Below are 24932 nucleotides of genomic sequence, written 5' to 3'. Positions count from 1 at the left end.
GAACCCGTGATCTCCGACCGGGAACGTCTGACGCAGCTGGTGCCCCGTACGCTGCTCCGCCTCGCCGTGTGGAGCCTGTGCCTGATCATCATCGGCTGGGCCGTCTTCTACGCGGCGTCGTTCGTGGCCACCCTGCACATCGTCATGCTGCCGGTGGCCATCGCGCTGCTGCTCACCGCGCTGCTCTTCCCGGTCACCCGCAGGCTCCGGCTCATGGGCCTGCGGCCGATCTACGCCACGTGGATCACCATGCTGATCGCGCTCGCGGTGCTGGGCTGCACCGGGTGGATCATCGGGGTGCGGGCCAACGAGGAGTTCCCCCGCCTGCTCGACCAGGTGCAGGCGACCGCCAAGACGGTGGAGAACTGGCTCTACACCGGCCCGCTGCACGTGCAGCCGAACCAGCTCTCCGAGTGGGTGGGGCAGCTCACCGAGCTGATCAACGTGCAGCGTGCGATGATCACCACCACGGTCCTCACCGGCGCCACCGTCGCCCTGGAGGTCCTGGCCTCGCTCGTCCTGCTGCTGTTCGTCACCTTCTTCCTGCTCAAGGACGGCGACCGGATCTGGTCCTGGTTCCTGCGGGCGTTCGGCTCGGCCACGCCCCGGGTGGACCGGGCCGGGCGGGCCGCCTGGGTGACGCTCTCCCACTACGTCCAGGGGACCGTGGCGGTCGCGGCGGTGCACGGCGTCATCATGGGCATCGTGCTGGCCGGGATGGGGGTGCCGCTCTGGGCGCCCCTGGCCGTGCTCATCTTCCTGGCGAGCTTCATCCCGATCGTCGGCATCTTCTTCGCCGGGGCCGTCGCCACCCTGGTGACCCTCGGCGCCCAGGGTCCGATCTACGCCCTGGTCTTCCTGGGCATCCTGCTGGTCGAGCAGCAGCTGGAGAACCACGTGCTGCAGCCGCTGATCGTCGGCCGGGCGGTGAACTTCCACCCCCTGGCCATCATCCTGGTGCTGGCCGTCGGCGGCATCATCGCGGGCATCGCCGGCGCCGCGGTGGCCGTGCCGATCGCCGCGGTCGTCTACCGGGCCGTGCCCGAGCTGATGAGGGGCGCGCCGGCCGCCCTGCCGCCCGCGTCGTCCCCGGCGGCCTCCGGATCCGCTCCGCCGGGTCCCGCGCAGCCGGTGCCCGAGGCCGCGCAGCCCGCGCCCCAGGCGGCGCAGCCCGTCTCCGGGGGCGCCCAGCCGGTGCCGGACGTCACGGTGCCCGCGGCCGGTCCCGTGGTGGCGGCGCGGGCCTCCGCCCAGTCCCCGCCGGATCCCGCCGGCGGTCCGCCCGCTCCGGAGCCCGCGCGCCGCGAGCCGGGCCCGCCCGCGGATGACGGATCGCCGCAGTCCAGAGGGTAACGTTCTCCCACGTGACCCGTTCCGCCATCACCACCCCTCCGCCCGGCGCGACGCCGCCGGAGCCGCTTCCCGGAGCGCCCGCGCCCGGCACCCCGCTCGGCTCGCACTACAGCCGCTGCTTCGGCTGCGGCGACCGCCACCCGACCGGCCTGCACCTGTCGGCGGTCACCCCCGACGGGGTCACGGTGACCGCGGAGTTCACGGTGGGCCAGGCGCACCAGGGGGCGCCGGGCCTCGCGCACGGCGGCGTGCTGGCCGCGGCGATGGACGAGGTCATCGGCATGTCCGTCTGGCTGTTCCAGCGCCCCTACGTCACCGGGCGGCTGGAGACCGACTACCTGGCGCCGGTCCCCGTGGGCACCACGCTGCATCTGCGCGCCTGGTGCACCGGCATGGCCGGCCGGAAGGCATATCTTGAAGCGGAGGGGCGGGTCGGCGCCCCGGACGGCCCGGTCGCCGTGCGCGCCGCCGCTCTCTTCATCGAGGTCGGCATGGAGCACTTCGCCGAGCACGGCGACGCCCAGGCCATCCTCGCCGAGCACCATGAGTACGAGGTGAATCCGTGACCCACCAGGTCGAGGTGCTGATCCACCGGCTCGACGCCGGACTGCCGCTGCCGTCCTACGCGCATCCGGGCGACGCCGGGGCGGACCTGCGCGCCGCGCAGGACGTCGAGCTGCTCCCCGGCGAGCGGGCCACGGTGGGCACCGGGGTGGCGATCGCCCTGCCCGACGGCTACGCCGCGTTCGTCCACCCGCGCTCCGGCCTGGCCGCCGAGCACGGCGTGACGATCGTGAACGCGCCGGGCACCGTCGACGCGGGCTACCGGGGCGAGATCCGGGTGACGCTGCTCAACACCGACGCCAAGGACGCGGTACGGCTGCGCCGGGGGGACCGGATCGCGCAGCTCGTCGTCCAGAAGGTGGAACGGGCCGCGTTCTACGAGGTGGACCGGTTGCCCGGATCGGCGCGCGGCGCCGGCGGGTTCGGGTCCACGGGCCGCTGACGTCTCAGCGGCCGCTGACATTCCAAGGAGCGTGAGGAAGATGTTCGGACGTCGCCGTCGCGAGGAGACCCCGGCCGCCGCCGTCGAGGAGGTCGCGCAGGCTCCGGCCCGCGACTCCGGCCCGTGGGACTCCGGGGAGCCGCACCCCGAGCGGGAGCGGGTCGACCTCGGCGGGCTGCGGGTGCCGGTCGGCCCCGGCTTCGAGATCCAGCTGAACCTGGCCGGCGACCGCATCGTGGGCGCGGTCGTGCTGGCCGAGGAGAGCGCGCTGCAGGTGCAGGCCTTCGCGGCGCCCAAGCGGAACGGCATCTGGGACGAGGTGCGGGCCGAGCTGGCCGCGGCGGTCAAGGGCGCCGGCGGCACGGCCGAGGAACGGCAGGGGCCGTTCGGCACCGAGCTGGCCGCGAAGGTCCCGGGCGAGGGCGGCCCGCAGCCGGTCCGCTACCTCGGGGTCGACGGGCCGCGCTGGTTCCTCCGGGCGGCGGTCAGCGGGCGCGCCGCGCTGGACGCGGACGCCGCCGGGATCCTCGAGGACGTCGTGCGCGACATCGTGGTGGTCCGCGGTGACGAGCCCATGCCCCCGCACGAGTCGATCGAGCTGCGCCTGCCCCCCGAGGCCAGGCAGGCGATGGACCGGCAGGCGGAGGCGGGTAAGCCCGACCTCAACCCGTTCAAGCGCGGCCCGGAGATCGCCGAGCTCCGCTGACGACCCGGAGACGCCCCTGCCGCCGTCTGCCGCCGTCTGCCGCCGGTCCGGCGGCAGCTCCCCGGCAGGGCGGATCGCGTACCCTGAGGCGATATGCGGGTTAAGGAGAAGGCGTGAGTTCGCAGGAGCCGCACAGACGGGGCGGGTTACGGGGCTTCTTCCGGCGGCTGGCGACGAGCCAGGCCGAGCTGGAGGCGGACGAGCTGCGCCAGGAGCTCGACCGGGAGGAGGGCGCGACGCCCATCGCCGCGTGTGCCGGCCGCCGCCGGTTCTGTGTGACCGGTACACTGCGGACGGTGACCCTCAGGCCGAGGGGCGGCGCGCCCGCGCTCGAGGCGGAGCTCTACGACGGCTCGGATGTGATCGACCTGATCTGGCTCGGGCGACGGCGGATCGCCGGGATCGAGCCGGGCCGGATGGTGCTGGCCGAAGGGCTCGTCAGCCTGCAGGACGGCCGGAAGGTGATGTTCAACCCGCGTTACGAGCTCCGTCCTACCGGCGGGGCGTAAGGGGACAGATGGGCCCGGAACCGGCAAGTGGGAAAACGGTGAAAGAGCAGATGACCACCACCGAGCAGGACGCGCACGACACGGTGGAGGCCGCGATCCGGTCCCAGCTCGCCAAGGCGTTCGGCGGGATCCGGGGCGTGATCGAGGCGGCCGTGCCCACGGCCGTCTTCACCGTCATGTGGATCGCCACGTCCCGGTTGCAGCTCTCGCTGATCGTCAGCGCCTCCACGGCGGTGGTCCTGCTGGCGGCCCGGCTGGTCCAGCGCTCCACCCCGCAGTATGTGATCAACAGCCTGATCGGCATCGGCATCGGCTGGTTCTTCGCCTCCCGCACCGGCGAGGCCAAGGACGTCTACCTGCCCGGCATCCTCTACAACGCGGGCTACTCCGTGGCGATGCTCATCTCGATCGTCACCCGCTGGCCGGTGGTCGGCTTCCTGATCGGCTCGGTCACCGGCGACCCGACGGCCTGGCGCAGCGACCCGGCCGTCGTGAAGCTCTGCTCCCGGCTCACCTGGCTGCTGATGATCCCGTGCGTGGTCCGGGTGGCCGTGCAGGCACCGGTCTACCTGATCGGCGGGAACGACGCGGTGGCCGAGCTGGGCATCCTCAAGATCGTGATGGGCTGGCCGCTGCAGATCGCCGCCCTGGGCGCCATGGTGTGGCTGCTGGCCCGCGGGCGCACTCCGGTCCGGCCCGCCGCCTCCTGACCGGTGGGCGCCCGGCCCTGACCGGCGGCCTCCCGGCCCGGATGACCCGTGCGCCGCAGCAGGCCACCGGAGCCCCCGGCCACAGATCCCGCCCCCGCCGGAAGGGCGGGGGCGGGCCGTGCGGTGCTCAGTGACGGGCGGGCCGTACGGTGCTCAGTGACGGGAGAGCAGCCGGGCGAGCTCCTCCTCGACCTCCTGGCTGGCCACGAACATCAGCTCGTCGCCGGCCTCCAGCGGGTCGTCGGCGCTGGGGACCAGCACCCGGCCCTCGCGCAGGATCGCGACCAGGGCGGTGTCTGCCGGCCACGGCACCGAGCCGGCGCGCTGCCCGACCACCGGGGCGTCCTCGGGAAGGGTCAGCTCGACCAGGTTGGCCTGGCCCTGGCGGAAGGTCATCAGGCGGACCAGGTCGCCGACGCTCACCGCCTCCTCGACCAGCGCGCTGAGCAGGCGCGGGGTGGAGACGGCGACGTCCACGCCCCAGGACTCGTTGAACAGCCACTCGTTCTTGGGGTGGTTGATCCGGGCGACCACGCGCGGCACGCCGTACTCGGTCTTGGCCAGGAGCGAGACGACGAGGTTGACCTTGTCGTCACCGCTGGCGGCGACGACGACGTGGCAGTCGGCCAGGCCGGCCTCGTCCAGGGAGGAGATCTCGCAGGCGTCGGCGAGCAGCCACTCCGCCCGCGGCACTGAGTCGATCTTGATGGCCTTGGGGTCGACGTCGATGAGCAGGACCTGGTGGCCGTTCTCCAGGAGCTCGGCGGCGATGGAGCGGCCGACGGCTCCGGCGCCCGCGATGGTGACACGCATCAGTGCTCCTCCTCCGGTGCGGCGGACAGCACCTTGTTGATGCGGTCCATGTCGCTTCCGGCCGCCATGACGTGCAGGATGTCGCCCTCCTGGACCATGGAGTCGTGCCGGGGCAGCAGGGTCTCGCCCATGCGGTTGACGAACGCCAGGCGGGTCCCGGCGGCCTCCTCCAGGTCCCTGGTCCTGGTGCCGATCCAGCCGGGGTGGTAGGCCACCTCGGCCAGCACGATCGTCCCGGTGGGGTCGCGCCAGAGCGGCTCGGCGCCCTCGGGCAGCACCCGGCGGAGGATCTGGTCGGCGGTCCAGCGGACCGTGGCGACGGTGGGGATGCCCAGCCGCTGGTAGACCTCGGCCCGGCGGGAGTCGTAGATGCGGGCCACCACGTTGTCGACGCCGAACGTCTCGCGCGCGACCCGGGCGGAGATGATGTTGGAGTTGTCGCCGCTGCTCACCGCCACGTAGGCGCCGGCCGACTCGATGCCGGCCTCCTCCAGGACGTCGCGGTCGAACCCGATCCCGGTGACCCGCCGCCCGCGGAACCCGGCCCGCAGCCGGCGGAACGCCTGCGGGTCCCGATCGATGATCGCGACCGAGTGGCCGCCGTCCTCCAGGATGTGCGCCAGGGTGGAGCCCACCCGGCCGCACCCCATGATCACAATATGCATGCTCCCCCGCCGATCGGCTCGAGGCGGATCTTGTCTCCGGTGTACCCAGTCAGTATGGCCCGCTCCGGGGGCGTCGCGTGAGGGGACGGAGCCGGAGGGGACTAGCATCGTCAGACGTGCCGAAAGCGACGGACCTGACTAAACGCCTGTTCATCGGGCGTGCACTGCGCAGCACCCAGTTGCACGAGCAACTGCTGCCGAAGCGTCTCGCGCTGCCGGTCTTCGCGAGCGACGCCCTCTCCTCGGTGGCCTACGCCCCGCAGGAGATCCTCGTCATCCTCTCCCTGGCGGGCCTGTCGTTCTACAACTTCAGCCCCTGGGTCGCGGGCGGCGTCGTGGTGGTGATGCTGACGGTCGTCGCGTCCTACCGGCAGAACGTGCACGCCTACCCCAGCGGGGGCGGCGACTACGAGGTGGCCACCGTCAACCTCGGCCGGAACGCGGGCCTCACCGTCGCCAGCGCGCTCATGGTCGACTACGTCCTCACGGTCGCCGTCTCGGTGGCCAACGGCGTCGACTACGTCGGTGCGACGATCCCGTACGTCGCGACGCACAAGCCGCTGGTGGCGATCCTCATCGTCGCCGTGCTCACACTCGTGAACCTGCGCGGCATCCGCGAGTCGGGTGTGGCCTTCGCCGTTCCCACCTACGCGTTCATGGCCGCGGTCCTCGTCATGGTCGGCTACGGCTTCTTCCGGCTGTTCGCCCTCGGCGACGAGCTGCGCGCGCCCACCGCGGACTACCAGATCGTCGCCGAGCAGACCAACCTCACCTCCTTCGCCGCGGCCTTCCTGATCCTGCGCGCGTTCTCCTCCGGCTGCGCCGCGCTGACCGGCGTCGAGGCGATCAGCAACGGCGTGCCCGCCTTCCGCAAGCCCAAGAGCCGGAACGCGGCCAGGACGCTGCTCATGATGGGCCTGATCTCGGTGACCATGTTCACCGGCATCATCACGCTGGGGCTGGCCTCCGGCGTCAAGGTCGCCGAGCCCGCCTACGCCCACCGCGACGTGATCATCGACGGCCATCCCGCCGGGTTCGACTACCACCAGCAGCCGATCATCGCGCAGGTGTCCGAGGCGGTCTTCGGCAGCGGATCGCCGCTGTTCTTCGCCATCTCCGGGGTCACCGCGCTGATCCTGTTCCTGGCCGCGAACACCGCCTTCAACGGCTTCCCGGTGCTCGGCTCGATCCTCGCGCAGGACCGCTTCCTGCCCCGCCAGCTGCACACCCGGGGCGACCGGCTGGCCTTCTCCAACGGCATCCTCATCCTGGCGGCCGGGGCCTGCCTGCTGCTGTGGGGCTTCCAGGCCGACGTCAGCCGCCTGCTGAACCTCTACATCGTCGGCGTCTTCGTCTCCTTCACCCTCAGCCAGATCGGCATGGTCCGGCACTGGACCCGGGAGATGCGGACGCAGACCGAGCTGAAGGCCCGGCTGCACATGCAGCGCTCGCGGGCCATCAACTTCTTCGGCGGCGTCATGACCGGCCTGGTGCTGGTGGTCGTGCTGCTGACCAAGTTCACCCACGGGGCGTGGATCGTCTGCGTGGCGATGCCGGTGCTGTTCGCGATGATGAAGGGCATCCACCGCCACTACGAGAAGGTGGCCCGGGAGCTCGCCGTCGACGAGGACGCCGAGATCGACGAGTCGATGCTGCCCGCGCGCAACCATGCCGTCGTGCTCGTCTCCAAGATCCACAAGCCGACCCTGCGCGCCCTCGCCTACGCCCGCGCCACCCGGCCCTCGACGCTGGAGGCGGTCACCGTGGGCGTGGAGGGCTCGGAGGCCCGGGCGCTGCAGGAGGAGTGGGAGCGGCGGGGCATCCCGGTGCCGCTGAAGACGCTCGACTCGCCCTATCGGGAGATCACCCGGCCGATCCTGGAGTACGTCAAGTCGCGGCGCCGGCGCTCCCCGCGGGACGTGGTGAGCGTCTACATCCCCGAGTACGTCGTCGGCAGCTGGTGGGAGCACATCCTGCACAACCAGAGCGCGCTGCGGCTCAAGGGCCGCCTGCTCTTCCAGCCCGGCGTGATGGTCATCAGCGTGCCCTGGCAGCTGCACTCCTCCGACCGGCTCAAGGGCCGTCCCGAGCCCTTCGCCGCCGGTGCGGTGCGCCGGCCCCGCCGCAAGGCGGCGCGACACGACGACGGCACGGCATAACCTTGCAGGTGGCTCTGCGACGCAGGGGAGGCTCGGAAAGGACAGGACGGGACATGGGGACGACGGCGATCGAACTGACGGTGGGCCCGGTGGCGCACGGCGGCTGGTGCGTGGCCCGCCACGAGGGCCGGGTGGTCTTCGTACGGCACGCCCTCCCCGGAGAGCGCGTGCTCGCCGAGGTCACCGAGGAGACGGCCCGGTTCCTGCGGGCCGACGCCGTGGAGGTCCTCGACGCCTCCCCCGACCGGGTCGTCCCGCCCTGCCCCTTCGCCGGCCCCGGCCGCTGCGGCGGCTGCGACTGGCAGCACGCCTCCCTGGAGGCGCAGCGCCGGCTGAAGACCGACGTGGTGGCCGAGCAACTGCGCCGGCTGGCCGGGATCGACTGGAAGGGGCAGGTCGAGGAGGTCCCGGGCGCCCCCGACGGCCTGGGCTGGCGCACCCGCGTGCAGTTCGCCGTGGACCGCGACGGCGTGCTCGGCCTGCGCCGCCACCGCTCCCACGACATCCAGCACGTGGACGCCTGCCTGATCGCCCACCCCGAGGTGGAGAACGTCGGCGCCGAGGTCATGAACTGGCGGGGCGCCTCCTCGGTCGAGGTCATCGCCTCCTCCACGGGGGACCAGGCCGTCGTGGTGGCGCCCAAGCCGCGCCGTACGGTGGCCGTGCCCGACCTCGACGAGAGCGTGGCCGTCTTCGTCGACGAGGGCAAGGGCCGCTCCCGGTCGGTCCACGGGCCGGGCCACCTGACCGAGAAGGTCGGCGACCGCGAGTTCCGCATCACCGGCAGCGGCTTCTGGCAGGTCCATCCGAGCGCCGCCGCCACCCTGGACGCGGTCGTCATGGAGTTCGCCGACCCGAGGCCGGGGGAGTGGGCCCTCGACCTCTACTGCGGCGTCGGCCTGTTCGCCGCCGGCCTGGCGGAGGCGGTCGGCCCCGACGGGGCGGTGTTCGGCGTCGAGTCCGAGACCGTCGCCGTCCGCGACGCCGAGCGCAACCTGCGCGACCTGCCGCAGGCGCGCTTCGTCCGGGGATACGTGGAGAGCGCCCTGGACCGCCACCGCATCGAGAAGGCCGACCTGGTCGTCGTCGACCCGCCCCGGGCGGGCCTGGGCCGGGAGGTCGTCGACCGCGTCGCCGGCCTGGAGGCCTCCCGGATCGTCTACGTCTCCTGCGACCCCGCCACGCTCGCCCGCGACCTCGCCTGGTTCGCCGAGCGGGGCTACCGCCTGGCCGAGCTGCGCGCCTTCGACGCCTTCCCGATGACCCACCACGTGGAGTCCGTGGCGCTGCTGGTCCCCGGCGAGGCCTGACCGCCCCCCGCGGCCTCCCGCCGGGTCCTTGGAGGGAGCCCTAGAGGGGAGGGGCCGCCAGCAGCCGGGCGACCTCGGGGGCGGGCACGGCGCCCCGGGTGGAGATCCAGGCCAGGTCGTGGCGGGCGGCGAAGCCGGCGAGCTTGCGGGCGTCGGCGGGCGAGAGGTCCGACGGGCCGGCCAGCACGGGCGTCAGGGCGATGCGCCTCCACGCCGAGCGCTCGCCCAGGGCGCGGGCGATCTGCGGCTGGGCGGCCCGCACCGCGGCGGCGACGGGACGCAGGCGGTTGCGCCCCGGAGCCGCGGGGCGCAGCGGCACCATGAGGTTGACCGCGGTGATCCGGGCGCCCGCCTCGCGGGTGGTGCGGAGCATCAGCTGGTCCTGCGGGGCCAGACCCCTCCCGGTCAGCGGGAGGGTGAAGCTCACCGCCAGGGGCCGGCCCCGGCCCGCCGTCTCGCGCTGGAGCGCCGAGATCGCCGCGGCGCGGCGCCGTACGGCCTCGTGGTCGGCGGAGTCGCGGACCTCGAAGTCGATGTGGGCGACGTCGAAGGCCCCCACGACCTGGCGGTAGGCGGCGGTCAGGCGGTCGGGCAGGGGGCAGGCCGAGGCGAGCTCCCGTCCCGCGGAGCCGCCGAAGGCCAGACCGGCGTCGCCCCCGGCCGTCCGCAGCCGGCCCAGCCGGTTGGCGACCGGGTTGACCCCCTGGTCCTGGTGGCCGCCCCACCGGGGGGTGCAGCCGTCCTGACCGGCGGTGAGGTGGCCGAGCGTGAACCAGCGCGCCCCGCTCTGCCGGGCGGCCCGGGGCAGGTGGAAGAGGGGGTCGTGGACCGCGTCGACGAACGTCACGAAGCCGGACGGGCCGGCCGCGGGGGAGGGGGCGGCCGGTGCGTCCGTCCGGCCGGAGGCGGTGCGGGTGGCGGGCAGCGGGGCCACCGCCTTGGCCCGCGCGGGCCGGCCCCACTCGCCGGTCTCGGTGGGCAGGAGCCAGAGCGCGGCGCCGGTCACGGTGGCGAGCGCTCCCGAGGCGAGCACGATGAGGGCACGGGGCGGAGTGCCCGGCTCGCGAGCGTGGCGAGCGGAGGAGCGGTCTGTCACCACGGACATGTGATCCACCCTCTCGACGACACCGGGTGATCGCTCAGGGTATCCGGGCGAACACCTACGGCATTCGGGGTTCGAACGTTAGCAAGGCGGCGTGCCGCGGCGCGAGCTTTCGGCGGATGACGGGCGGGGCGGCCGGATAATGGGGTCCATGAAGTTGAGGATCTTCACTGAACCGCAGCAGGGCGCCACCTACGAGGAGTTGCTGGTGGTCGCGCGGACCTCGGAGCGGCTGGGGTTCGACGCCTTCTTCCGCTCCGACCACTACATGCGGATCGGGGCGGGCGACCCCGGCCCCGGATCCACCGACGCCTGGGTGACCCTCGCGGGCCTGGCGAGGGAGACCTCCACCATCAGGCTCGGCACGCTGGTCACCCCGGCGACCTTCCGGCTGCCCGGACCGCTGGCGATCAGCGTGGCCCAGGTCGACCGGATGAGCGGCGGCCGGGTCGAGCTGGGCATGGGCACCGGCTGGTTCGACGCCGAGCACTCCGCGTACGGCATCCCGTTCCCGCCGGTCGGCGAGCGCTTCGCCCGTTTCGAGGAGCAGCTGGAGATCCTCACCGGGCTGTGGACCACTCCCGCGGGCAAGACGTTCTCCTTCGAGGGCGCCCACTACCGGCTCGCCGACTCGCCCGCCCTGCCCAAGCCCGCGCAGAGCCCGAGGCCGCCGATCATCATCGGCGGGTTCGGCGCCCGGCGCACCCCGCGGCTGGCCGCGCGCTTCGCCGACGAGTACAACGTGCCGTTCCGCACGCCGGAGGACACCGCCGCGGCCTTCGGGCGGGTCCGTGAGGCGTGCGAGGAGGCGGGCCGCTCCCCGATGGTGCTCTCGGTCGCGCAGACCGTCTGCGTGGGCGCCGACGATGCGGAGCTCGCCCGCCGGGCCGCGGCGACCGGCCAGGACCTCGCCGCGCTGCGCGCCGGAGGGCTGGCGGGCACCCCCGCCGAGGTGGCGGAGAAGATCGGCAGGTTCGCGGAGCTGGGCGCCGAGCGTGTCTACCTGCAGCTGCTGGACCTGAACGACCTGGAGCACCTGGAGCTCATCGCCGCCGAGGTGATGCGTCAGGTCTGACCGCGGACGCCCGCGGACGCCTGCGGAGGCCCGGAACGGCCGGGGCCGGGAACCACCTGGCCCCGGCCGCACCGGGTGACGACCGGGCCGCCTCCCCGGCCGCCGACCGGTGCCCCGGTCGTCGCGCGGCTGCCCCGGCCGTTAACCGATGGCCCGGCGAATCGGACATGCGGCAGACTGTCCCGGGTGCTGCTCACCATCTCCACGACCGTACGGCCCGCCACCGACCTCGGCTTCCTGCTGCACAAGCATCCGGACCGGGTCCAGGAGTTCGGCCAGTCGTACGGCACGGCCCGCGTCTTCTACCCGGAGGCGAGCGAGGAGCGCTGCACCGCGGCGCTGATGCTCGACGTCGACCCGGTCCGCCTGGTGCGCTCGCGCGGCCGGTCCACCCCCGACTACGCGCTGGGCCAGTACGTCAACGACCGGCCCTACGCCGCGTCGTCGCTGCTGGCCGGAGCGCTGGCCGACGTCTTCCGCACCGCGCGCACCGGGCGCTGCGCGAGCCGCCCCGAACTCGCGGCCGGGCCCATCCCCCTGGAGATCACGCTTCCGGCCCTGCCCTGCCGGGGCGGCCCCGAGCTGGCGCACCGCCTGTTCGAGCCGCTGGGCTGGGAGGTGGAGGCGCGGGCCGTACCGCTGGACGAGGGCTTCCCCGAGTGGGGGGACTCCCGCTACGTGCGGCTGTCGCTGCGCGGCGAGGTCCGGCTGGCCGACGCGCTCAACCAGCTCTACGTGCTGCTGCCCGTCCTGGACGACGCCAAGCACTACTGGATCGCCTCCGACGAGGTGGACAAGCTCATCCGCGCGGGCGAGTCCTGGCTGGCCGCCCACCCGGAGAGGGGGCTGATCACCCGCCGCTACCTCGGGCGCCGCTGGGCGCTGACCCGGACGGCCTTCGCCCGCCTGGCCGAGCTCGGCGACGACCTGGAGGAGGAGCTGGAGCCCCCCGTCGAGGAGGAGGCCGCCGTGCCCGCGCAGGACGGTCCCGCCGGCGACGGGAACGGGACGGAGGCCGGGGTCAGGAGGCCGCTGAACGTCCTGCGCCGGGAGGCCGTGCTCGCCGTACTGGGCGAGCTGGGCGCTCGCACGGTCATCGACCTGGGCTGCGGGACCGGCCAGCTGGTCGGGGCGCTGCTGGCGGACCCGTCGTTCACCAGGGTCGCCGGGGCGGACGTGTCGTCCCAGGCGCTCACCGTCGCCGCCCGCAAGCTGCGGCTGGACCGCATGCCCGACCGGCAGAGGGCGCGGCTGGAGCTGTTCCAGGGAGCGCTGACCTACACCGACGACCGGTTCTCCGGCTACGACGCCGCCGTCCTCATGGAGGTCGTCGAGCACGTCGACCCGCCGCGCCTGGCCGCCCTCGAACGCGTGGTCTTCGGCGCCGCCCGGCCCGGCCACGTGATCGTGACGACGCCCAACGCCGAGTACAACGTCCGCTACGAGTTCCTGACGGGCATGCGCCACCCCGACCACCGCTTCGAGTGGACCCGGGCCGAGTTCGCCGCCTGGGCGGAGCGGATCTGCGCCGAATACCGCTGCACCGTCGCGTTCCGGCCCGTCGGGGACGACGACCCCGAGGTCGGCCCGCCCACGCAGCTGGCCGTCTTCACCCTGGGAGGGACGGAATGACCGAGGAAAACGCCGCTCTCACGGGCGGAGACGGACCGTTGGCCGAGGCCGCGGGACAGGAGGGGAGGAGCGGGGTGACCAGGATCGCCGTACCGGAGATGTCGCTGGTCGTGCTCGTCGGGGTGTCCGGGAGCGGGAAGTCGACCTTCGCGCGCCGGCACTTCGCGCCGACCCAGGTGGTCTCCTCCGACTTCTGCCGCGGCCTGGTGGCCGACGACGAGAACGACCAGGCGGCCACCCCGGACGCCTTCGACGTGCTCCACTACATCGTGCGCACCCGGCTGCGCCGCGGCCTGCTCACGGTCGTGGACGCCACCAACGTGCAGTGGGAGGCCCGCAAGCAGCTCGTCGACCTGGCCAAGTCGGAGAACGTCCTGGTCGACGCGATCGTTCTGGACGTCCCCGAGGAGGTCGCGATCGCGCGCAACGAGACCAGGCCCGACCGCGACTTCGGGCCGCAGGTGGTCCGGCGGCAGCGCAAGGACCTGCGGCGCTCCCTGGGGAAGATCTCCCGCGACGGCTTCCGCCGCGTGCACGTGCTGCGCGGCGTCGACGAGATCGAGGCCGCCGAGGTCGTCACGGAGCGGGCGTGGACCGACAGGCGCGAGCTGACCGGGCCGTTCGACATCATCGGCGACGTGCACGGCTGCCGCGCCGAGCTGGAGGCGCTCCTGCGCGAGCTGGGCTGGCAGGTCGGGCCGGACGGCGCGACCCACCCCGAGGGCCGCACCGCGGTGTTCGTCGGCGACCTGGTGGACCGCGGCCCCGACACGCCGGGTGTGCTCCGCCTGGTCATGGGCATGGTCGCCGCCGGGACCGCGCTGTGCGTGTCGGGCAACCACGAGCAGAAGCTCGCCCGCGCGCTGAACGGGCGCAAGGTGCGGGTCGCGCACGGGCTGCAGGAGTCGCTCGACCAGCTCGCCGCCGAGCCCGAGGAGTTCCGGAAGGCCGCGCTGGAGTTCATGGACGGCCTGATCAGCCACTACCAGCTCGACGGCGGCAGGCTCGTCGTCGCGCACGCCGGTCTGAAGGAGGCCTACCACGGCCGCGCCTCCGGCCGGGTGCGCTCCTTCGCGCTGTACGGCGACACCACCGGCGAGACCGACGAGTACGGCCTGCCGGTCCGCTACCCGTGGGCGCGGGAGTACCGCGGCCGGGCCATGGTCGTCTACGGGCACACGCCGGTCACCGAGCCCGAGTGGGTCAACAACACCATCTGCCTGGACACCGGCGCGGTCTTCGGCGGGCGGCTGACCGCGCTGCGCTACCCGAGCCGGGAGATCGTCTCGGTGCCCGCCGAGAAGGTCTGGTACGAGCCCGCCCGGCCACTGGCCGCCCCCGGCCACGAGGCGGGCCGGCGGGACCCGGGGCTGCTCTCCATCGACGACGTGCGCGGCACCCGGCACGTCGAGGTGCGCCACGGCGGCGGCCGGATCAAGGTCAGGGAGGAGAACTCCGCCGCCGCGCTGGAGATCATGAGCCGGTTCGCGGTGGACCCGCGCTGGCTGGTCTACCTGCCGCCGACGATGGCCCCGCCGGAGACGTCCCGGCTGGACGGCTACCTGGAGCACCCGGCGGAGGCGTTCGCCGAGTTCGCGGCGGCCGGGGTGAGGCGGGTGGTGTGCGAGGAGAAGCACATGGGCTCGCGGGCGGTGGCCGTGCTGGCCAGGACGCCCGAGGTCGCGGCGGCGCGCTTCGGCGTCGCGGACGGCAGCTCGGGCGCCGTGCACACCCGGACCGGCCGGCCGTTCTTCAGCGACCCCGCGGTCGCCGGGGAGCTGGTGGACCGGCTCCGTCGGGCGTGCGCGCCGCTCATGGACGAGCTGGGCTCGGACTGGCTGGTCCTGGACGGCGAGCTGCTGCCGTGGTCGGCCAAGGCCGAGGGGCTGATCCGCAGCCAGTACGCGTCGGTGGGGGCCGCGGCCCGCACCGCGCTGCCGGAGGCGGTCGCGGCGCTGGAGGCCGCGGCCGGACGCGGCCTGGACGTGGGCGGGGTGCTGGAGCGCACCCGGCGGCGGCTGGAGAACGCCGCCCGGTTCAGGGACGCCTACGCGCGCTACTGCTGGCCGGTGGCGGGGCTGGACGGCATCCGCCTGGCCCCGTTCCAGATCCTGGCCTGCGAGGGCCGGGCGACCGCCGTCACCGAACCGCACCCGTGGCACCTGGAGATGCTGTCGCGGCTGGACGACCCGCTGATCGCGCCCACCCGGCACGTCTACGCCGACCTGGACTCGGCGGAGTCGAGGGAGGCGGCGACCGCGTGGTGGTCGGCACTGACCGCCGAGGGCGGCGAGGGCATGGTGGTCAAGCCGGTCACCGTGCCCGCCGGGCCGCCGGACCGGGCCGGGGAGACCGGATCCGGGAGCGCCGCGGCCCCCGGGACGGAGCCCGCCCTGCACTCCGCTCTGGATCCCGGGACGGAGCCCGCCCCGGACTCCGAGGCGGACTTCGGGGAGAAGCCGCGGCGGGAGCAGGCGCGTCCGGGCCGGGTCCAGCCGGGGATCAAGGTGCGCGGGCGGGAGTACCTGCGGATCATCTACGGTCCCGACTACACCGAGAGCCTGGACGTGCTGCGCCACCGGTTCCTCGGCCGCAAGCGCTCCCTGGCGCTGCGCGAGCACGCGCTCGGGCTGGAGGCGCTGTCCCGGCTGGCCGGAGGAGAGCCGCTGTGGCGGGTCCACGAGGCGGTCTTCGCCGTCCTCGCGCTGGAGTCCGAGCCGGTGGACCCCCGGCTGTAGGAGGCGTTCCGCGCCCGGGGGTCCCGAGTGGGCCGGGGCCCCGGGCTGCAGGGGTATTCCGTGCTCGGGGCCCCGGGGCGGGCCGGGGATCGGCAGGGATCTCAGGCTCCCGGCTCCGCGGCCGATCCCGTGATCAATGCCTTGACCGTGAGCACCTCCTCGCCCGGGGGCCCGGTCAGGCGGATCGCGAGCTCCCAGACCCCGGCCATGGAGAAGAGCCCGCCCTCGGCCAGGAAGCGGCCGGGCTCCGGTTCCCGCGCGACGACCTCCGGCGTGGCGTGTCCCATCTCGGGCATCACGGCCGACAGCACGACGGTGTCGGCGTCACCCGAGTCCAGCACCACCTCGACCACCCCCCTGCCGGCCACCGGTTCGCCGATCAGCACGGTCACGGCGTAGCGCGTCCCCGCGACGGTCAGCCGGAGGGGCTCGTCGCCGCCCCGGCCGAGGACGAAGAACGCCGCGGCGGCCGTCACCAGGCAGACGGCGGCGACGAGGGCACGTCTCATCGGACCGCCTCCGGTGCCGCGACGTCGACGGTGAACGGCACGGTGACGATCCGGTCGCCGGTGGCGTACTGCGCCCAGGCGAGGTAATGCCCCGCGGCGGGGAAGCCGAAGGTGAAGCGGAGCCTGCCGGTCCCGGCCGACCCCATCTCGTGCACGTGCCCCAGGAAGGCGCCGTCGTGGCTCCGTACGATCAGGTGGCCCGCCATGCCGAGCCAGGGGCGCACGGCGCCCGAGGTCTCGAGTTCGATCGTCGCGGGGCGCCCGGCGACGGGAACGGCCGGGTGCAGCCGCGGCGGGTCCGGCCGGTCCGCGGATCCGGCCGGGGAGGGTTCGCCGGCGGCGGTTGCGGAGGCGGGTCCGGGTCCGGCGGATTCGGCCGGGGAGGGTTCGGTGGCCGCGGAGGCGGGTCCGGCTGGGGAGGGCTCGCCGCCGACGGTGAACTCGCCGGTGACGAGCTGCCCGCCGGAGTCCTGACGCTCCAGCTCGGCGTAGGCCAGATGGCGGCCCGGCCGCGTCGCCCGCATCCTGACCTCCAGCCGCCCGGGGGCCGTCCGCAGCGGATGCACGTGGTGGAAGGCCCGTCCGTCCTCGCTGGTGACGACCAGGTGGGCCAGTGCCTCATGATGTACGGCCAGGTCGTCCACCGGCAGACCGGTGGACCCGTCGACGAGGTCGATCCGCAGGATGAACTCCTGCCCCGCCGCCGGGCGGGCTGGGATCGTCGCCACCCGTCCCTGCGCGAACGGGCGCCCCTGCGGCCCGGTCTCGGCCGTGGGGGCGGCGCCGTCCGGCGGGCGCGGCGGCAGGCCCGGTTCGAGCACGACGAACGTGAAGGCGAGCGTCAGCCCCGCCGCGGCGCCGCCGGCCAGCAGCATCGCCGGTCCCGGCCGGGACAGCGCCCCGGTGAGCAGGCCGCCCACCAGCAGCAGCCCCGCCGTGAACAGCCCCCCGTAGATCAGCGCCTCCCAGGCCGACGCGCGCTCCACCAGGACGCGGAAAGGCACCACGGCGGCCTCGCCGCCGGCGCGCAGCCGGAGCTCGTGGGGGCCGGCGCGCTCCACCCGGAGCGCCGTGTACCGGGGCTCCCGCCCCGCGTGCGCCGTACCGGTCACCGTACGGCCGTCGGCGACCGAGCGGAGCTCCAGGCCGACGGGCAGGCCGGTGACCGGCTGGTAGGCGACGACGCCGATCCGCAACTCGCCCGGCACCCGCTCCACCCCCTTGACCACCACGGTGAGCTCGGTGCCGGCGATCGTCTGGGCCACCCGCAGGTCCGCCCCGGCCGCCACGACGTGGGCCTCGGCCGGAACCGGCCGCACCAGCACGAGGACGGCGGCCAGGCAGGCGATCCACACCGGGAGCAGGCGCGCCGCGCGAGCCCGCCCCGGGGACAGGTGCGCCCGGCGGGCCCGCACCGGGGACAGGTGTGCCCGGCGGGCCCGCACCGGGTCCGGCCGCGTCACGTCCGGCGTGCCTCGGGCAGGAACAGCACCCCGAGCGCCAGGCCGATCAGCCCGGCCACGGCCGGCGCACCGGTCCACAGCTCGGGTACGGCGGGCAGCCCGCCGCCCGCCGCGGACGCGACCGCGATGAACAGCGACCAGGTCACCAGGGCCGACAGCCCGGCGAACGCCCAGTAGGCGGCCCGCCGCTCCGCCGACGGGCGCAGCCACCGGATCAGCAGGTCGCTCGCGACACCCGCGGCGACGAAGGAGAGCAGGATCGGCAGGTTCTCGAAGGAGGTCTGCGCTCCCGGCATCAGGACGCCCACCGTGAACAGGACGGTCACGCTGCCGAAGGGCAGGTGCCACCTGCGGACCAGCAGCAGCACGGGGGCGAGCAGCACGACGTTGGTGATGACCATCGAGGCCGCCAGGTCGCTCGCGCCTCCGCCGTCCGTGGTGGAGAACGCCTTCACCACGTGGGCCGCGCCGTACTGCATGGCGTTGCCGTACGACACGAACAGCGAGACCAGGGTGGCGGCGAACGCCAGGCCGAGCAGTGCGGGCAGCAGCCTGCCGAGCGAGGGGCGCTCACCCACGTCGGGGGCGCGCCAGGCGGAGCGCAGCGGCGTGGTGATGATGAGCGACATCGTCGCGATCAGTCCCAGGTGGGAGGGGCTGAACAGGATGTCGATGTCCGTCTCGATGCCGAGGAACGTGTGCCACATCATGTCGGCGAAGCCGAAGGCGGCGAACGCGGGCACCGCGACGAGGCTCACCAGGTATCCCATCGGCACGGCCGCCAGCCCCTGCCGGCCCGTCCGGGTGCCGCGCAGCACCTGCCAGATGATCCAGCCGGAGACCGCGGCGAACCCCGAGTAGAACACCGCGTGCCAGGGGGTGAAGAACGTCTCGAGCTCCGCCAGGTTGCTGTGCGCCCAGGCGTCGATCATCAGGCCGATGCCGAACCAGACTCCCAGCAACGCCGTGACCATGTCCGTGCGGGGGGTCACCCACTCCCGCGGCTCCCCCGAGTCCGCCAACAACCGCCGTACGTCCACGCCGACCACAGCCACCGTCGGGCTCCTTTCGTCGGATGGCATTCTGCTCCCCGGACGGACCCCCGGGAAGCCGGGCAGCCCCCCTCCCGCCGGTGCGGTTAACCGCACCTAGAGGAGCAAGTCCGAACTCGTTCGATCTGCGAACGGAACGGTCCACGCACCCCCGCTCGAGATCGAAGCCATTGTGAACGCCGCCCACTGAGGTGTCCGATCACCGCCAGCGCGGCCCTTCGCTTGTCTGTGACGCTGGAGCCATGAGTACGGCGAATGCAACCGAGAAGCAGACCGACGGCTCGCCTGCCGAGGACCGGTCGCAGGACGCCTGGGCGGTGATGGAGAAGTTCTACCAAGCCGAGGCCGCGTATGTGGCCGCGGGCGGGTTCGGCAGGGCCGGCTATGACGAGGTCGCCGCATACCTGGACCCCGAGGTCGTCCTGTATCAAGCCCCTGGCCTGCCCTTCACGGGAACGGGGACGTGGCGAGGACGTGACGGGCTGGAGCGGTTCCTGGCCGCTTTCAGCGAGACCTGGACATCCATGGAGTTCCTGGAGCAGGAGCACTGGGGCGACAGGGACACGGTGGTGGTACGGAGCCGGGTACGGTTCCGCGCTCGTGCAACCGGCCAGGAGATCGACACGCTGATCCTTCAACTGATTCGGGTACGGAACGGGCGCATGCTCGAATGCCGGCCGTTCTACTGGGATCCCGCCGCCATCGCCGCCGCGACCTTGCGCACATAGGGCCCTGAGCCGAACTTACCCGTCTAGGCGTTCAGGTAGCGGAGCACGGCCAGCACCCGGCGGTGGTCGTGCGGGCCGGCCTCCAGCCCGAGCTTGCCGAAGATGTTCGTGCAGTGTTTCTCCACCGTGCGCTCCGCGATGGCCAGCCGCTCGGCGATGGCCAGGTTCGTCCGCCCCTCCGCCATCAGCCGGAGCACGTCCCGCTCGCGCCCGGTGAGCTGGATCAGCGGGTCGTCGGGCTGCCGGTGCCGGCTCACCAGCTTCTCGACCACCACGGGGTCCAGCGCGGAGCCGCCGGAGCCCACCCGGCGGATCGCCGCGGCGAACTCGGCGAGGTCCGACACCCGGTCCTTGAGCAGGTAGCCGACGCCCTCGACACCGCCGTCGAGCAGTTCGACCGCGTAGCTCACCCGCACGTACTGCGAGAGCACGAGCACGCCGACCTCCGGGTGGTGCCGGCGCAGGGTGAGCGCCGCCCGCAGCCCCTCGTCGGTGTGCGTGGGCGGCAGGCGGATGTCGAGGACGGCGACGTCGGGGCGGTCCCCGCCGACCAGGGCCAGCAGCTCCTCGGCGTCGTCCACGGCCGCCGCCACCTGGAACCCCGCCTCGGTCAGCAGCCGGGCCATGCCCTCCCGGAAGAGGGCGGAATCCTCGCAGATCGCTACTCGCACGGCATCGTCACCCGGAGCACCGTTCCCCCTCCCCGCCGGCTGTCGAGCCGGAGACTTCCGCCGTTGGCCTCGGCGCGGTGGGAGAGCCCCCGGAGTCCGGAACCGCGCGCCGGATCGGCGCCTCCGCGGCCGTCGTCGCCGATCTCGACCACGAGGCGGCCCTCGCTCCGCGCCAGCCGCACCCAGGCGCGGTCCGCCCGCGCGTGCTTCGTCACGTTGGCCAGCGCTTCGTTGACGATGTAGTAGGCCGCGCTCTCGACCGCCGCGGGAAGCGGCTCCACCATGCCGATCACGCACTCGACGGGGACGGGCGTGACGGCGGCGAGCTCCTTCACCGCTCCCGGCAGCCCGCGTTCGGTGAGCACCGGCGGGTGGATCCCGTGGCTGACGGCGCGCAGGTCGTCGAGCGCCGCCAGCACGGAGGTCTTCGCCTCGCCGATCAGCGCGTCCTTCCTGCCGGGGTGGGCGGTGGCCTCGGCTAGCCCGAGCGTCATCGCCACCGACAGCAGCCTCTGCTGCACGCCGTCGTGCAGGTCGCGCTCGATCCTGCGGCGTTCGGCCTCGCCCCACCGGAGCATCCGGGCCCGCGACGCCGCGAGCTGCCGCAGCCGCGCCTTCAGATCGGCGGTGAGCCGTTCGTTCTCCAGCGCGAGCGAGGCGGCCGCGCACGCCGCCTCGACGAGCAGTGGCTGCTCCAGCAGCGCGGCGTCGTGCAGGAGCACGGCGAGCCGGGCTCCGCCCTGGTCCACCCGGGTCATCACCCTGCCGTCCTCCTTCGGCGGGAGCTCGACGGGGCGGCCCTCGGCGTCGACGTACCGGTCCTGGTCGGCCGTCCAGTAGCCGACGCGCAGCGTGGGGTCGTGGAGCACCGCCGCCAGCTCGCTCTCCAGGCCGTCGGGCTGCTTCCTGCCCCTGAGCCGCACCACGAGGTCCGCCACCCGGCCGCGGTCGATCCCGCGCCGGATCAGGCTGCCGAGGTAGGCGAGCGGAACCGCGATGAACGCCCCGAACATGGCGTAGACGAACAGCGGCTGCGTTCCCCAGCCCCAGCCGGCCGCCACGTGGTCGGCCACGAACGCGACCGTGGCGATCAGCGAGGCGGCCGCGACCGGCGTGACCGCGTGCCGCCGGGCGGCGCTCCCCTCACGCCACCGCGCCACGGACAGGCCCACCACCAGGGCGCCCGTGATGACGACCGTCTGCCACCGGACCCCGTCGACGAAGAGCGCGATCGACCCGAGCGGCTCCGGGGGATCGGTGAGGACGGCCACGGACGCCCCCGGGAGCACCACCGACTCGGCGTAGGCGACACCGGCGACGATCCTGGACGGCAGGCCGTCGAGCCGGCCGGTGGGGTAGGCCAGGAACAGGTGGCAGGCCAGGCCCGCCCACAGCCCGCAGGCGCCCAGCCAGATCACGAACGGCGACGGCGTCCCGTCGCCGATCAGGAGCTGCTGGGGGATCCACGCGATCCCGATGGCGACCATGAGCAGGCCGACCCGGTTGCGCGGATGGAGCCGCCAGGCCACGATCCCCGTGCCGAGGAACGACGCCCCCACCACGGCCCCGAGCGCCCACAGCGGGCCGCGGCGCGCCTCGGGGAGCATCACCAGGAGCAGCCAGACCGCCACCGCCGGAGCGGCGATCGCGGCGGTGCTGATCCACGGTCGGCCGGTCATCCCTCACCCCCGGGGGATTCTACGATTGATCGCCCCGATCCGGACGGGTGTGCGGGCTCCGGAAAGCGCCGCGCATCCGGCTCCGGACCGGACCGGCCGGGCGGGTCCGGGGCTGCGTGCGAAGAAACGGACAAATATGTCTTAAAGCCCCAGCTGGGGGAAGAGACCGTCATGGTCGGTACCACGTCTTCCGGGCCTGCGGGGTCTCCGGGCACGCGTAGAGAGCATCTCGGGCACGTCGTCTTCATCACCGCGGCGGCGGCGATAGGCGGTTTCCTCTTCGGCTACGACAGCGCCGTGATCAACGGCGCCGTGACCGGCATCCAGCGCCACTTCGAGGTGGGCGCGGTGGTGACCGGCTTCGTGGTGGCGATCGCGCTGCTCGGCTCGGCGGGCGGCGCCTGGATCGCCGGAGGGCTGGCCGACCGCTGGGGGCGCACCCGGACCATGCAGGTCGCCGCGGTCCTGTTCGCGGTCAGCTCGATCGGCCAGGCACTGCCGTTCGGGATCTGGGACCTGGCGTTCTGGCGGGTGCTCGCCGGCGCGGGGATCGGGATGGCGTCGGTGCTCGGCCCCGCCTACATCGCGGAGGTCGCGCCGCCCGCCTACCGGGGCCGGCTGGGCTCCTTCCAGCAGCTCGCCATCGTGCTGGGCATCGCGGTCTCCCAGCTCGTCAACTACGCCATCGCGCAGAAGGCGGGAGGGGACGTCAACAACGAGCTGCTCGGCATCCAGGCCTGGCAGTGGATGCTCGGCGCCTGCCTGGTCCCGGCCCTGCTGTACCTGGTCTTCGCCTCGGTCATCCCCGAGTCGCCGCGGTTCCTCGTCGCGGCGGGCCGCAGCGCGCAGGCCCGCAGGGTGCTGGCCGAGGTCGAGGCCGAGGGCGCCGACCTGGACGCCCGGGTGGCGGAGATCGAGCAGTCGCTGCGCCTGGAGCACCGGCCCCGCCTGCGCGACCTGCGGGGCTCGGCGTTCGGCCTGCTGCCGATCGTCTGGATCGGCATCACGCTCTCGGTGTTCCAGCAGTTCGTCGGCATCAACGTGATCTTCTACTACTCGTCGGCGCTGTGGCAGTCGGTCGGCATCGAGCAGAGCGACTCGCTGCTGATCAGCTTCTCCACCTCGATCATCAACATCGTCGGCACGTTCATCGCCATCGCGCTGGTCGACCGGATCGGCCGCCGGCCGCTGCTGATGATCGGCTCGCTGGGCATGGCGGTCGCCCTGGCCACGGCCGCGTGGGCGTTCAGCGCGGGCGTGCCGGCGGGCGAGACCGTGACCCTGCCGGAGCTGCAGGGCACCGTGGCCCTGGTCGCCGCGCACGTCTTCGTGCTGTTCTTCGCGCTGTCATGGGGCGTGGTCGTCTGGGTGCTGCTCGGTGAGATGTTCCCCAACCGGATCAGGGCCGCCGCGCTCTCGGTGGCCGCCGCCGCGCAATGGGTGGCCAACTGGCTGATCACCGTCTCGTTCCCGTCCCTGGCGGAGTGGAGCCTGGCCGGCGCGTACGTCGGCTACGCGGTCTTCGCCGCGCTCTCCCTGGTCTTCGTGCTGGTCAAGGTGCGGGAGACCAAGGGGCGCAGACTGGAGGAGATGGGTTAGGAGGCCGCAGGAGCGGTCAGGGACACGTCCATGCCTCCTGTGAACCCGTCCTCCGCGGACAGATCTGCCGCGGACGGCCCCTCTGCGGACAGATCTCCCGCGGACGGCCCCTCCGCGCGCAGACCGCCCACGAGGGCCGAACTCGACGCGGCGAGGGACCGGACGATTGGCGCGCCTGGTCGCCGAGGTCCGGCCGAGGGTGCTGGCGGTGGCGGGGGTGACCGCCTACCGGACGGCGTTCGGACGGCCCAGGGCGGCGGTCGGGCCGCAGGAGGAGCGGGTCGGCGGTACGGCGGTCTGGGTGCTGCCCAACCCCAGCGGGCTGAACGCGCACTGGACGCTGGACCGGATCGCGGGGGAGATGCGGCGGCTCAAGGAGTCCCTCGGGTGACAGCGCCGCCGGAGCGGCCCGGGCGGGTCGTCACCGGTGCGGCGGCCCCGGCGGGTGCGGCGACCGCGTCCGGAGGCGTGTCCGCGGGTCGCCGGCGTCACTCCTCGGCGGGGTCGCCGTCGGCGAGGATCTGGTAGAGCCTGCGGCGGGTCTCGACCAGCTGCTGCCTGGCCTGGCGGATCTGGGCCTCGGTCCCGGTCTGCAGGATCTGCATCATGGCGAAACCCGACTGGCGGGCCAGGTCCACCAGCTCCCAGGTGCCCTCGTCGACGTCGGGCGTCATCTCCTCCCAGGGCGTCCGGACCTCGTCGGCGTGCTCGGCGATGTAGGCCAGGCCCGCCTCGGTGAGCCGGAAGGTCTTGCGGCCGTCGTTCTCCTCGGACAGGACCAGGCCCTCGTCGGTGAGCTGCTGGAGCGCCGGGTAGACCGCTCCCGGGCTGGGCTTCCAGCCGCCCTGGCTGCGCTGGGCGATCTCCTGGATGATCTGGTAGCCGTTGCGGGGCTCCTCGGAGAGCAGGGCGAGGATCGCGGCGCGGACGTCGCCCCGCTTGGCCTTGCGCCCGCGGCCGAACGGCGGGCGCCCGCCGAACGGGCCGCCGCCCCGGCCGCCCATGGGGCCCCGGCCCCAGTCCCAGGGGAACCCCCCTCCGCCGAACGGGCCGCCGCCCCGGTGGCCGCGGTGCCGCTGCTCGTGCGGCCCGTCCTCGCGGGGACCTCGGTGGCCGCGTCTCGGACCGGACTCGTGCCGGCTCTCGGCCATGGCGCGCCAGGCCTCCCGGGCGGCGCGCTTCATCTCACGGCGGATCTCCCGGGGATCGGCCCCCGGCCACCCGTCCATCGCATGTGCGGACGTCATGTCGTCCTCCTCTTCCGGCGATCGTCTTGTGATCGCTCTAGACTCTTCAAAGATATATCGAGAACATTCTCGCGACAACCCCCGAATCCTCGCGAATCCGCCCTTGGTGGGTGGTCACGCAGAGGAATGCTCTGGTCACTCAATGAAAAAGTGAGATAGATCACGAGATTCTCGCCGGATTTCGGAACAAGCACCGAGACCTAGGC

The 24932-nt window shown here is 73.5% G+C and carries 23 protein-coding genes; 14 read left to right on the top strand and 9 right to left on the bottom strand.

Going from position 1 to position 24932, the window contains the following annotated elements; genetic code table 11:
* Window positions 1-6 precede the first annotated feature (6 nt).
* The 6 genes from IEZ06_RS15005 to IEZ06_RS14980 all read left to right on the top strand — a co-directional run bounded on the left by IEZ06_RS15005 (window position 7) and on the right by IEZ06_RS14980 (window position 4284).
* Entirely contained in the window at window positions 7-1353 is a 1347-nt protein-coding gene (locus IEZ06_RS15005) for an AI-2E family transporter (RefSeq protein ID WP_189237302.1), read from the top strand.
* A gap of 11 nt (window positions 1354-1364) precedes the next feature.
* A complete protein-coding gene (locus IEZ06_RS15000) occupies window positions 1365-1919 on the top strand; it encodes a PaaI family thioesterase (RefSeq protein WP_189237301.1) in 555 nt (184 codons plus the stop codon).
* Window positions 1916-2359 (top strand): dUTP diphosphatase, encoded by a 444-nt coding sequence (dut, locus tag IEZ06_RS14995; RefSeq protein WP_189237300.1) that lies wholly within the window; start codon window positions 1916-1918, stop codon window positions 2357-2359. Before IEZ06_RS15000 ends, dut begins: the two co-directional genes overlap by 4 nt.
* 40 nt (window positions 2360-2399) lie before the next feature.
* The gene (locus IEZ06_RS14990) at window positions 2400-3065 is read left to right on the top strand and encodes a DUF3710 domain-containing protein (protein ID WP_189237299.1); all 666 of its coding nucleotides are present in this window, start codon (window positions 2400-2402) and stop codon (window positions 3063-3065) included.
* A gap of 113 nt (window positions 3066-3178) precedes the next feature.
* A complete protein-coding gene (locus IEZ06_RS14985; RefSeq protein WP_189237298.1) occupies window positions 3179-3574 on the top strand; it encodes an OB-fold nucleic acid binding domain-containing protein in 396 nt (131 codons plus the stop codon).
* 50 nt (window positions 3575-3624) lie between these two features.
* Window positions 3625-4284: a DUF3159 domain-containing protein gene (locus tag IEZ06_RS14980; protein WP_189237330.1), complete on the top strand. Its 660-nt coding sequence runs from the start codon at window positions 3625-3627 to the stop codon at window positions 4282-4284.
* Between the two features lie 153 nt (window positions 4285-4437).
* Here the strand turns inward: IEZ06_RS14980 and IEZ06_RS14975 are convergent, their stop codons facing one another.
* Both IEZ06_RS14975 and IEZ06_RS14970 read right to left on the bottom strand, forming a co-directional pair.
* Complete coding sequence (locus IEZ06_RS14975; RefSeq protein ID WP_068896030.1) at window positions 4438-5097, bottom strand: potassium channel family protein; 660 nt, start codon at window positions 5095-5097, stop codon at window positions 4438-4440.
* Window positions 5097-5762, bottom strand: a complete 666-nt coding sequence (locus IEZ06_RS14970; RefSeq protein WP_068896028.1) for a potassium channel family protein — start codon at window positions 5760-5762, stop codon at window positions 5097-5099. The genes IEZ06_RS14975 and IEZ06_RS14970 overlap by 1 nt, the downstream gene beginning before the upstream one ends.
* 116 nt (window positions 5763-5878) lie before the next feature.
* On the opposite strand from IEZ06_RS14970, the gene IEZ06_RS14965 reads away from it, so the two are divergent.
* Window positions 5879-7921, top strand: a complete 2043-nt coding sequence (locus IEZ06_RS14965; protein ID WP_189237297.1) for an APC family permease — start codon at window positions 5879-5881, stop codon at window positions 7919-7921.
* A gap of 53 nt (window positions 7922-7974) precedes the next feature.
* Window positions 7975-9231 carry a class I SAM-dependent RNA methyltransferase gene (locus IEZ06_RS14960; RefSeq protein WP_189237296.1) on the top strand — a complete coding sequence of 419 codons (1257 nt, stop codon included), beginning with the start codon at window positions 7975-7977 and terminating at the stop codon, window positions 9229-9231.
* Between the two features lie 40 nt (window positions 9232-9271).
* Here the strand turns inward: IEZ06_RS14960 and IEZ06_RS14955 are convergent, their stop codons facing one another.
* Entirely contained in the window at window positions 9272-10336 is a 1065-nt protein-coding gene (locus IEZ06_RS14955; protein ID WP_189237295.1) for a glycoside hydrolase family 18 protein, read from the bottom strand.
* 148 nt (window positions 10337-10484) lie between these two features.
* Here IEZ06_RS14955 and IEZ06_RS14950 point away from each other — a divergent pair, with 148 nt between their 5' ends.
* The 3 genes from IEZ06_RS14950 (at window position 10485) to IEZ06_RS14940 (ending at window position 15778) form a co-directional block, all read left to right on the top strand.
* Window positions 10485-11408 (top strand): LLM class F420-dependent oxidoreductase, encoded by a 924-nt coding sequence (locus IEZ06_RS14950; protein WP_189237294.1) that lies wholly within the window; start codon window positions 10485-10487, stop codon window positions 11406-11408.
* Window positions 11409-11594: 186 nt separating this feature from the next.
* On the top strand, window positions 11595-13040 hold the full coding sequence (locus IEZ06_RS14945; RefSeq protein WP_189237293.1) for a 3' terminal RNA ribose 2'-O-methyltransferase Hen1: 1446 nt from the start codon (window positions 11595-11597) through the stop codon (window positions 13038-13040).
* 74 nt (window positions 13041-13114) lie between these two features.
* On the top strand, window positions 13115-15778 hold the full coding sequence (locus tag IEZ06_RS14940) for a polynucleotide kinase-phosphatase (RefSeq protein ID WP_268245603.1): 2664 nt from the start codon (window positions 13115-13117) through the stop codon (window positions 15776-15778).
* Between the two features lie 101 nt (window positions 15779-15879).
* On the opposite strand, the gene IEZ06_RS14930 is transcribed toward IEZ06_RS14940, so the two are convergent.
* The 3 genes from IEZ06_RS14930 to IEZ06_RS14920 are packed head-to-tail and all read right to left on the bottom strand — an operon-like array spanning window position 15880 to window position 18805.
* Window positions 15880-16287, bottom strand: coding sequence for a hypothetical protein (locus IEZ06_RS14930; protein WP_189237292.1), 408 nt, complete (start codon window positions 16285-16287; stop codon window positions 15880-15882).
* Complete coding sequence (locus IEZ06_RS14925; RefSeq protein ID WP_189237291.1) at window positions 16284-17750, bottom strand: DUF8832 domain-containing protein; 1467 nt, start codon at window positions 17748-17750, stop codon at window positions 16284-16286. Before IEZ06_RS14925 ends, IEZ06_RS14930 begins: the two co-directional genes overlap by 4 nt.
* A complete protein-coding gene (locus IEZ06_RS14920; protein ID WP_229798159.1) occupies window positions 17747-18805 on the bottom strand; it encodes a hypothetical protein in 1059 nt (352 codons plus the stop codon). Before IEZ06_RS14920 ends, IEZ06_RS14925 begins: the two co-directional genes overlap by 4 nt.
* Before the next feature lie 239 nt (window positions 18806-19044).
* On the opposite strand from IEZ06_RS14920, the gene IEZ06_RS14915 reads away from it, so the two are divergent.
* Window positions 19045-19530, top strand: a complete 486-nt coding sequence (locus IEZ06_RS14915; RefSeq protein ID WP_189237290.1) for a nuclear transport factor 2 family protein — start codon at window positions 19045-19047, stop codon at window positions 19528-19530.
* Between the two features lie 23 nt (window positions 19531-19553).
* On the opposite strand, the gene IEZ06_RS14910 is transcribed toward IEZ06_RS14915, so the two are convergent.
* A complete protein-coding gene (locus IEZ06_RS14910; protein ID WP_189237289.1) occupies window positions 19554-20201 on the bottom strand; it encodes a response regulator transcription factor in 648 nt (215 codons plus the stop codon).
* The gene (locus IEZ06_RS14905; RefSeq protein WP_189237288.1) at window positions 20192-21880 is read right to left on the bottom strand and encodes a sensor histidine kinase; all 1689 of its coding nucleotides are present in this window, start codon (window positions 21878-21880) and stop codon (window positions 20192-20194) included. Before IEZ06_RS14905 ends, IEZ06_RS14910 begins: the two co-directional genes overlap by 10 nt.
* Before the next feature lie 171 nt (window positions 21881-22051).
* Here IEZ06_RS14905 and IEZ06_RS14900 point away from each other — a divergent pair, with 171 nt between their 5' ends.
* Together IEZ06_RS14900 and IEZ06_RS14895 are read left to right on the top strand one after the other, a co-directional pair.
* Complete coding sequence (locus IEZ06_RS14900; RefSeq protein WP_189237287.1) at window positions 22052-23479, top strand: sugar porter family MFS transporter; 1428 nt, start codon at window positions 22052-22054, stop codon at window positions 23477-23479.
* Between the two features lie 64 nt (window positions 23480-23543).
* A complete protein-coding gene (locus IEZ06_RS14895) occupies window positions 23544-23870 on the top strand; it encodes a uracil-DNA glycosylase family protein (protein WP_373293861.1) in 327 nt (108 codons plus the stop codon).
* Window positions 23871-23967: 97 nt separating this feature from the next.
* Here the strand turns inward: IEZ06_RS14895 and IEZ06_RS14890 are convergent, their stop codons facing one another.
* Entirely contained in the window at window positions 23968-24726 is a 759-nt protein-coding gene (locus IEZ06_RS14890) for a PadR family transcriptional regulator (RefSeq protein WP_189237286.1), read from the bottom strand.
* Window positions 24727-24932: the final 206 nt, after the last annotated feature.

The sequence above is a fragment of the Planomonospora antibiotica genome (genome assembly GCF_014647955.1).
Classification (GTDB): Bacteria; Actinomycetota; Actinomycetes; order Streptosporangiales; family Streptosporangiaceae; genus Planomonospora; species Planomonospora parontospora.
The sequence above is the reverse complement of the archived record's forward strand: the minus strand, read 5'-3'. Positions and strand labels throughout refer to the sequence as shown.

Coding starts and splice junctions, on each gene's coding strand:
- IEZ06_RS14990 (WP_189237299.1), top strand. CDS start 2,400: ATGTTCGGACGTCGCCGTCGCGAGGAGACCCCGGCCGCCGCCGTCGAG.
- IEZ06_RS14980 (WP_189237330.1), top strand. CDS start 3,625: ATGACCACCACCGAGCAGGACGCGCACGACACGGTGGAGGCCGCGATC.
- IEZ06_RS14975 (WP_068896030.1), bottom strand. CDS start 5,097: ATGCGTGTCACCATCGCGGGCGCCGGAGCCGTCGGCCGCTCCATCGCC.
- IEZ06_RS14970 (WP_068896028.1), bottom strand. CDS start 5,762: ATGCATATTGTGATCATGGGGTGCGGCCGGGTGGGCTCCACCCTGGCG.
- IEZ06_RS14960 (WP_189237296.1), top strand. CDS start 7,975: ATGGGGACGACGGCGATCGAACTGACGGTGGGCCCGGTGGCGCACGGC.
- IEZ06_RS14955 (WP_189237295.1), bottom strand. CDS start 10,336: ATGTCCGTGGTGACAGACCGCTCCTCCGCTCGCCACGCTCGCGAGCCG.
- IEZ06_RS14950 (WP_189237294.1), top strand. CDS start 10,485: ATGAAGTTGAGGATCTTCACTGAACCGCAGCAGGGCGCCACCTACGAG.
- IEZ06_RS14930 (WP_189237292.1), bottom strand. CDS start 16,287: ATGAGACGTGCCCTCGTCGCCGCCGTCTGCCTGGTGACGGCCGCCGCG.
- IEZ06_RS14915 (WP_189237290.1), top strand. CDS start 19,045: ATGAGTACGGCGAATGCAACCGAGAAGCAGACCGACGGCTCGCCTGCC.
- IEZ06_RS14905 (WP_189237288.1), bottom strand. CDS start 21,880: ATGACCGGCCGACCGTGGATCAGCACCGCCGCGATCGCCGCTCCGGCG.
- IEZ06_RS14900 (WP_189237287.1), top strand. CDS start 22,052: ATGGTCGGTACCACGTCTTCCGGGCCTGCGGGGTCTCCGGGCACGCGT.
- IEZ06_RS14890 (WP_189237286.1), bottom strand. CDS start 24,726: ATGACGTCCGCACATGCGATGGACGGGTGGCCGGGGGCCGATCCCCGG.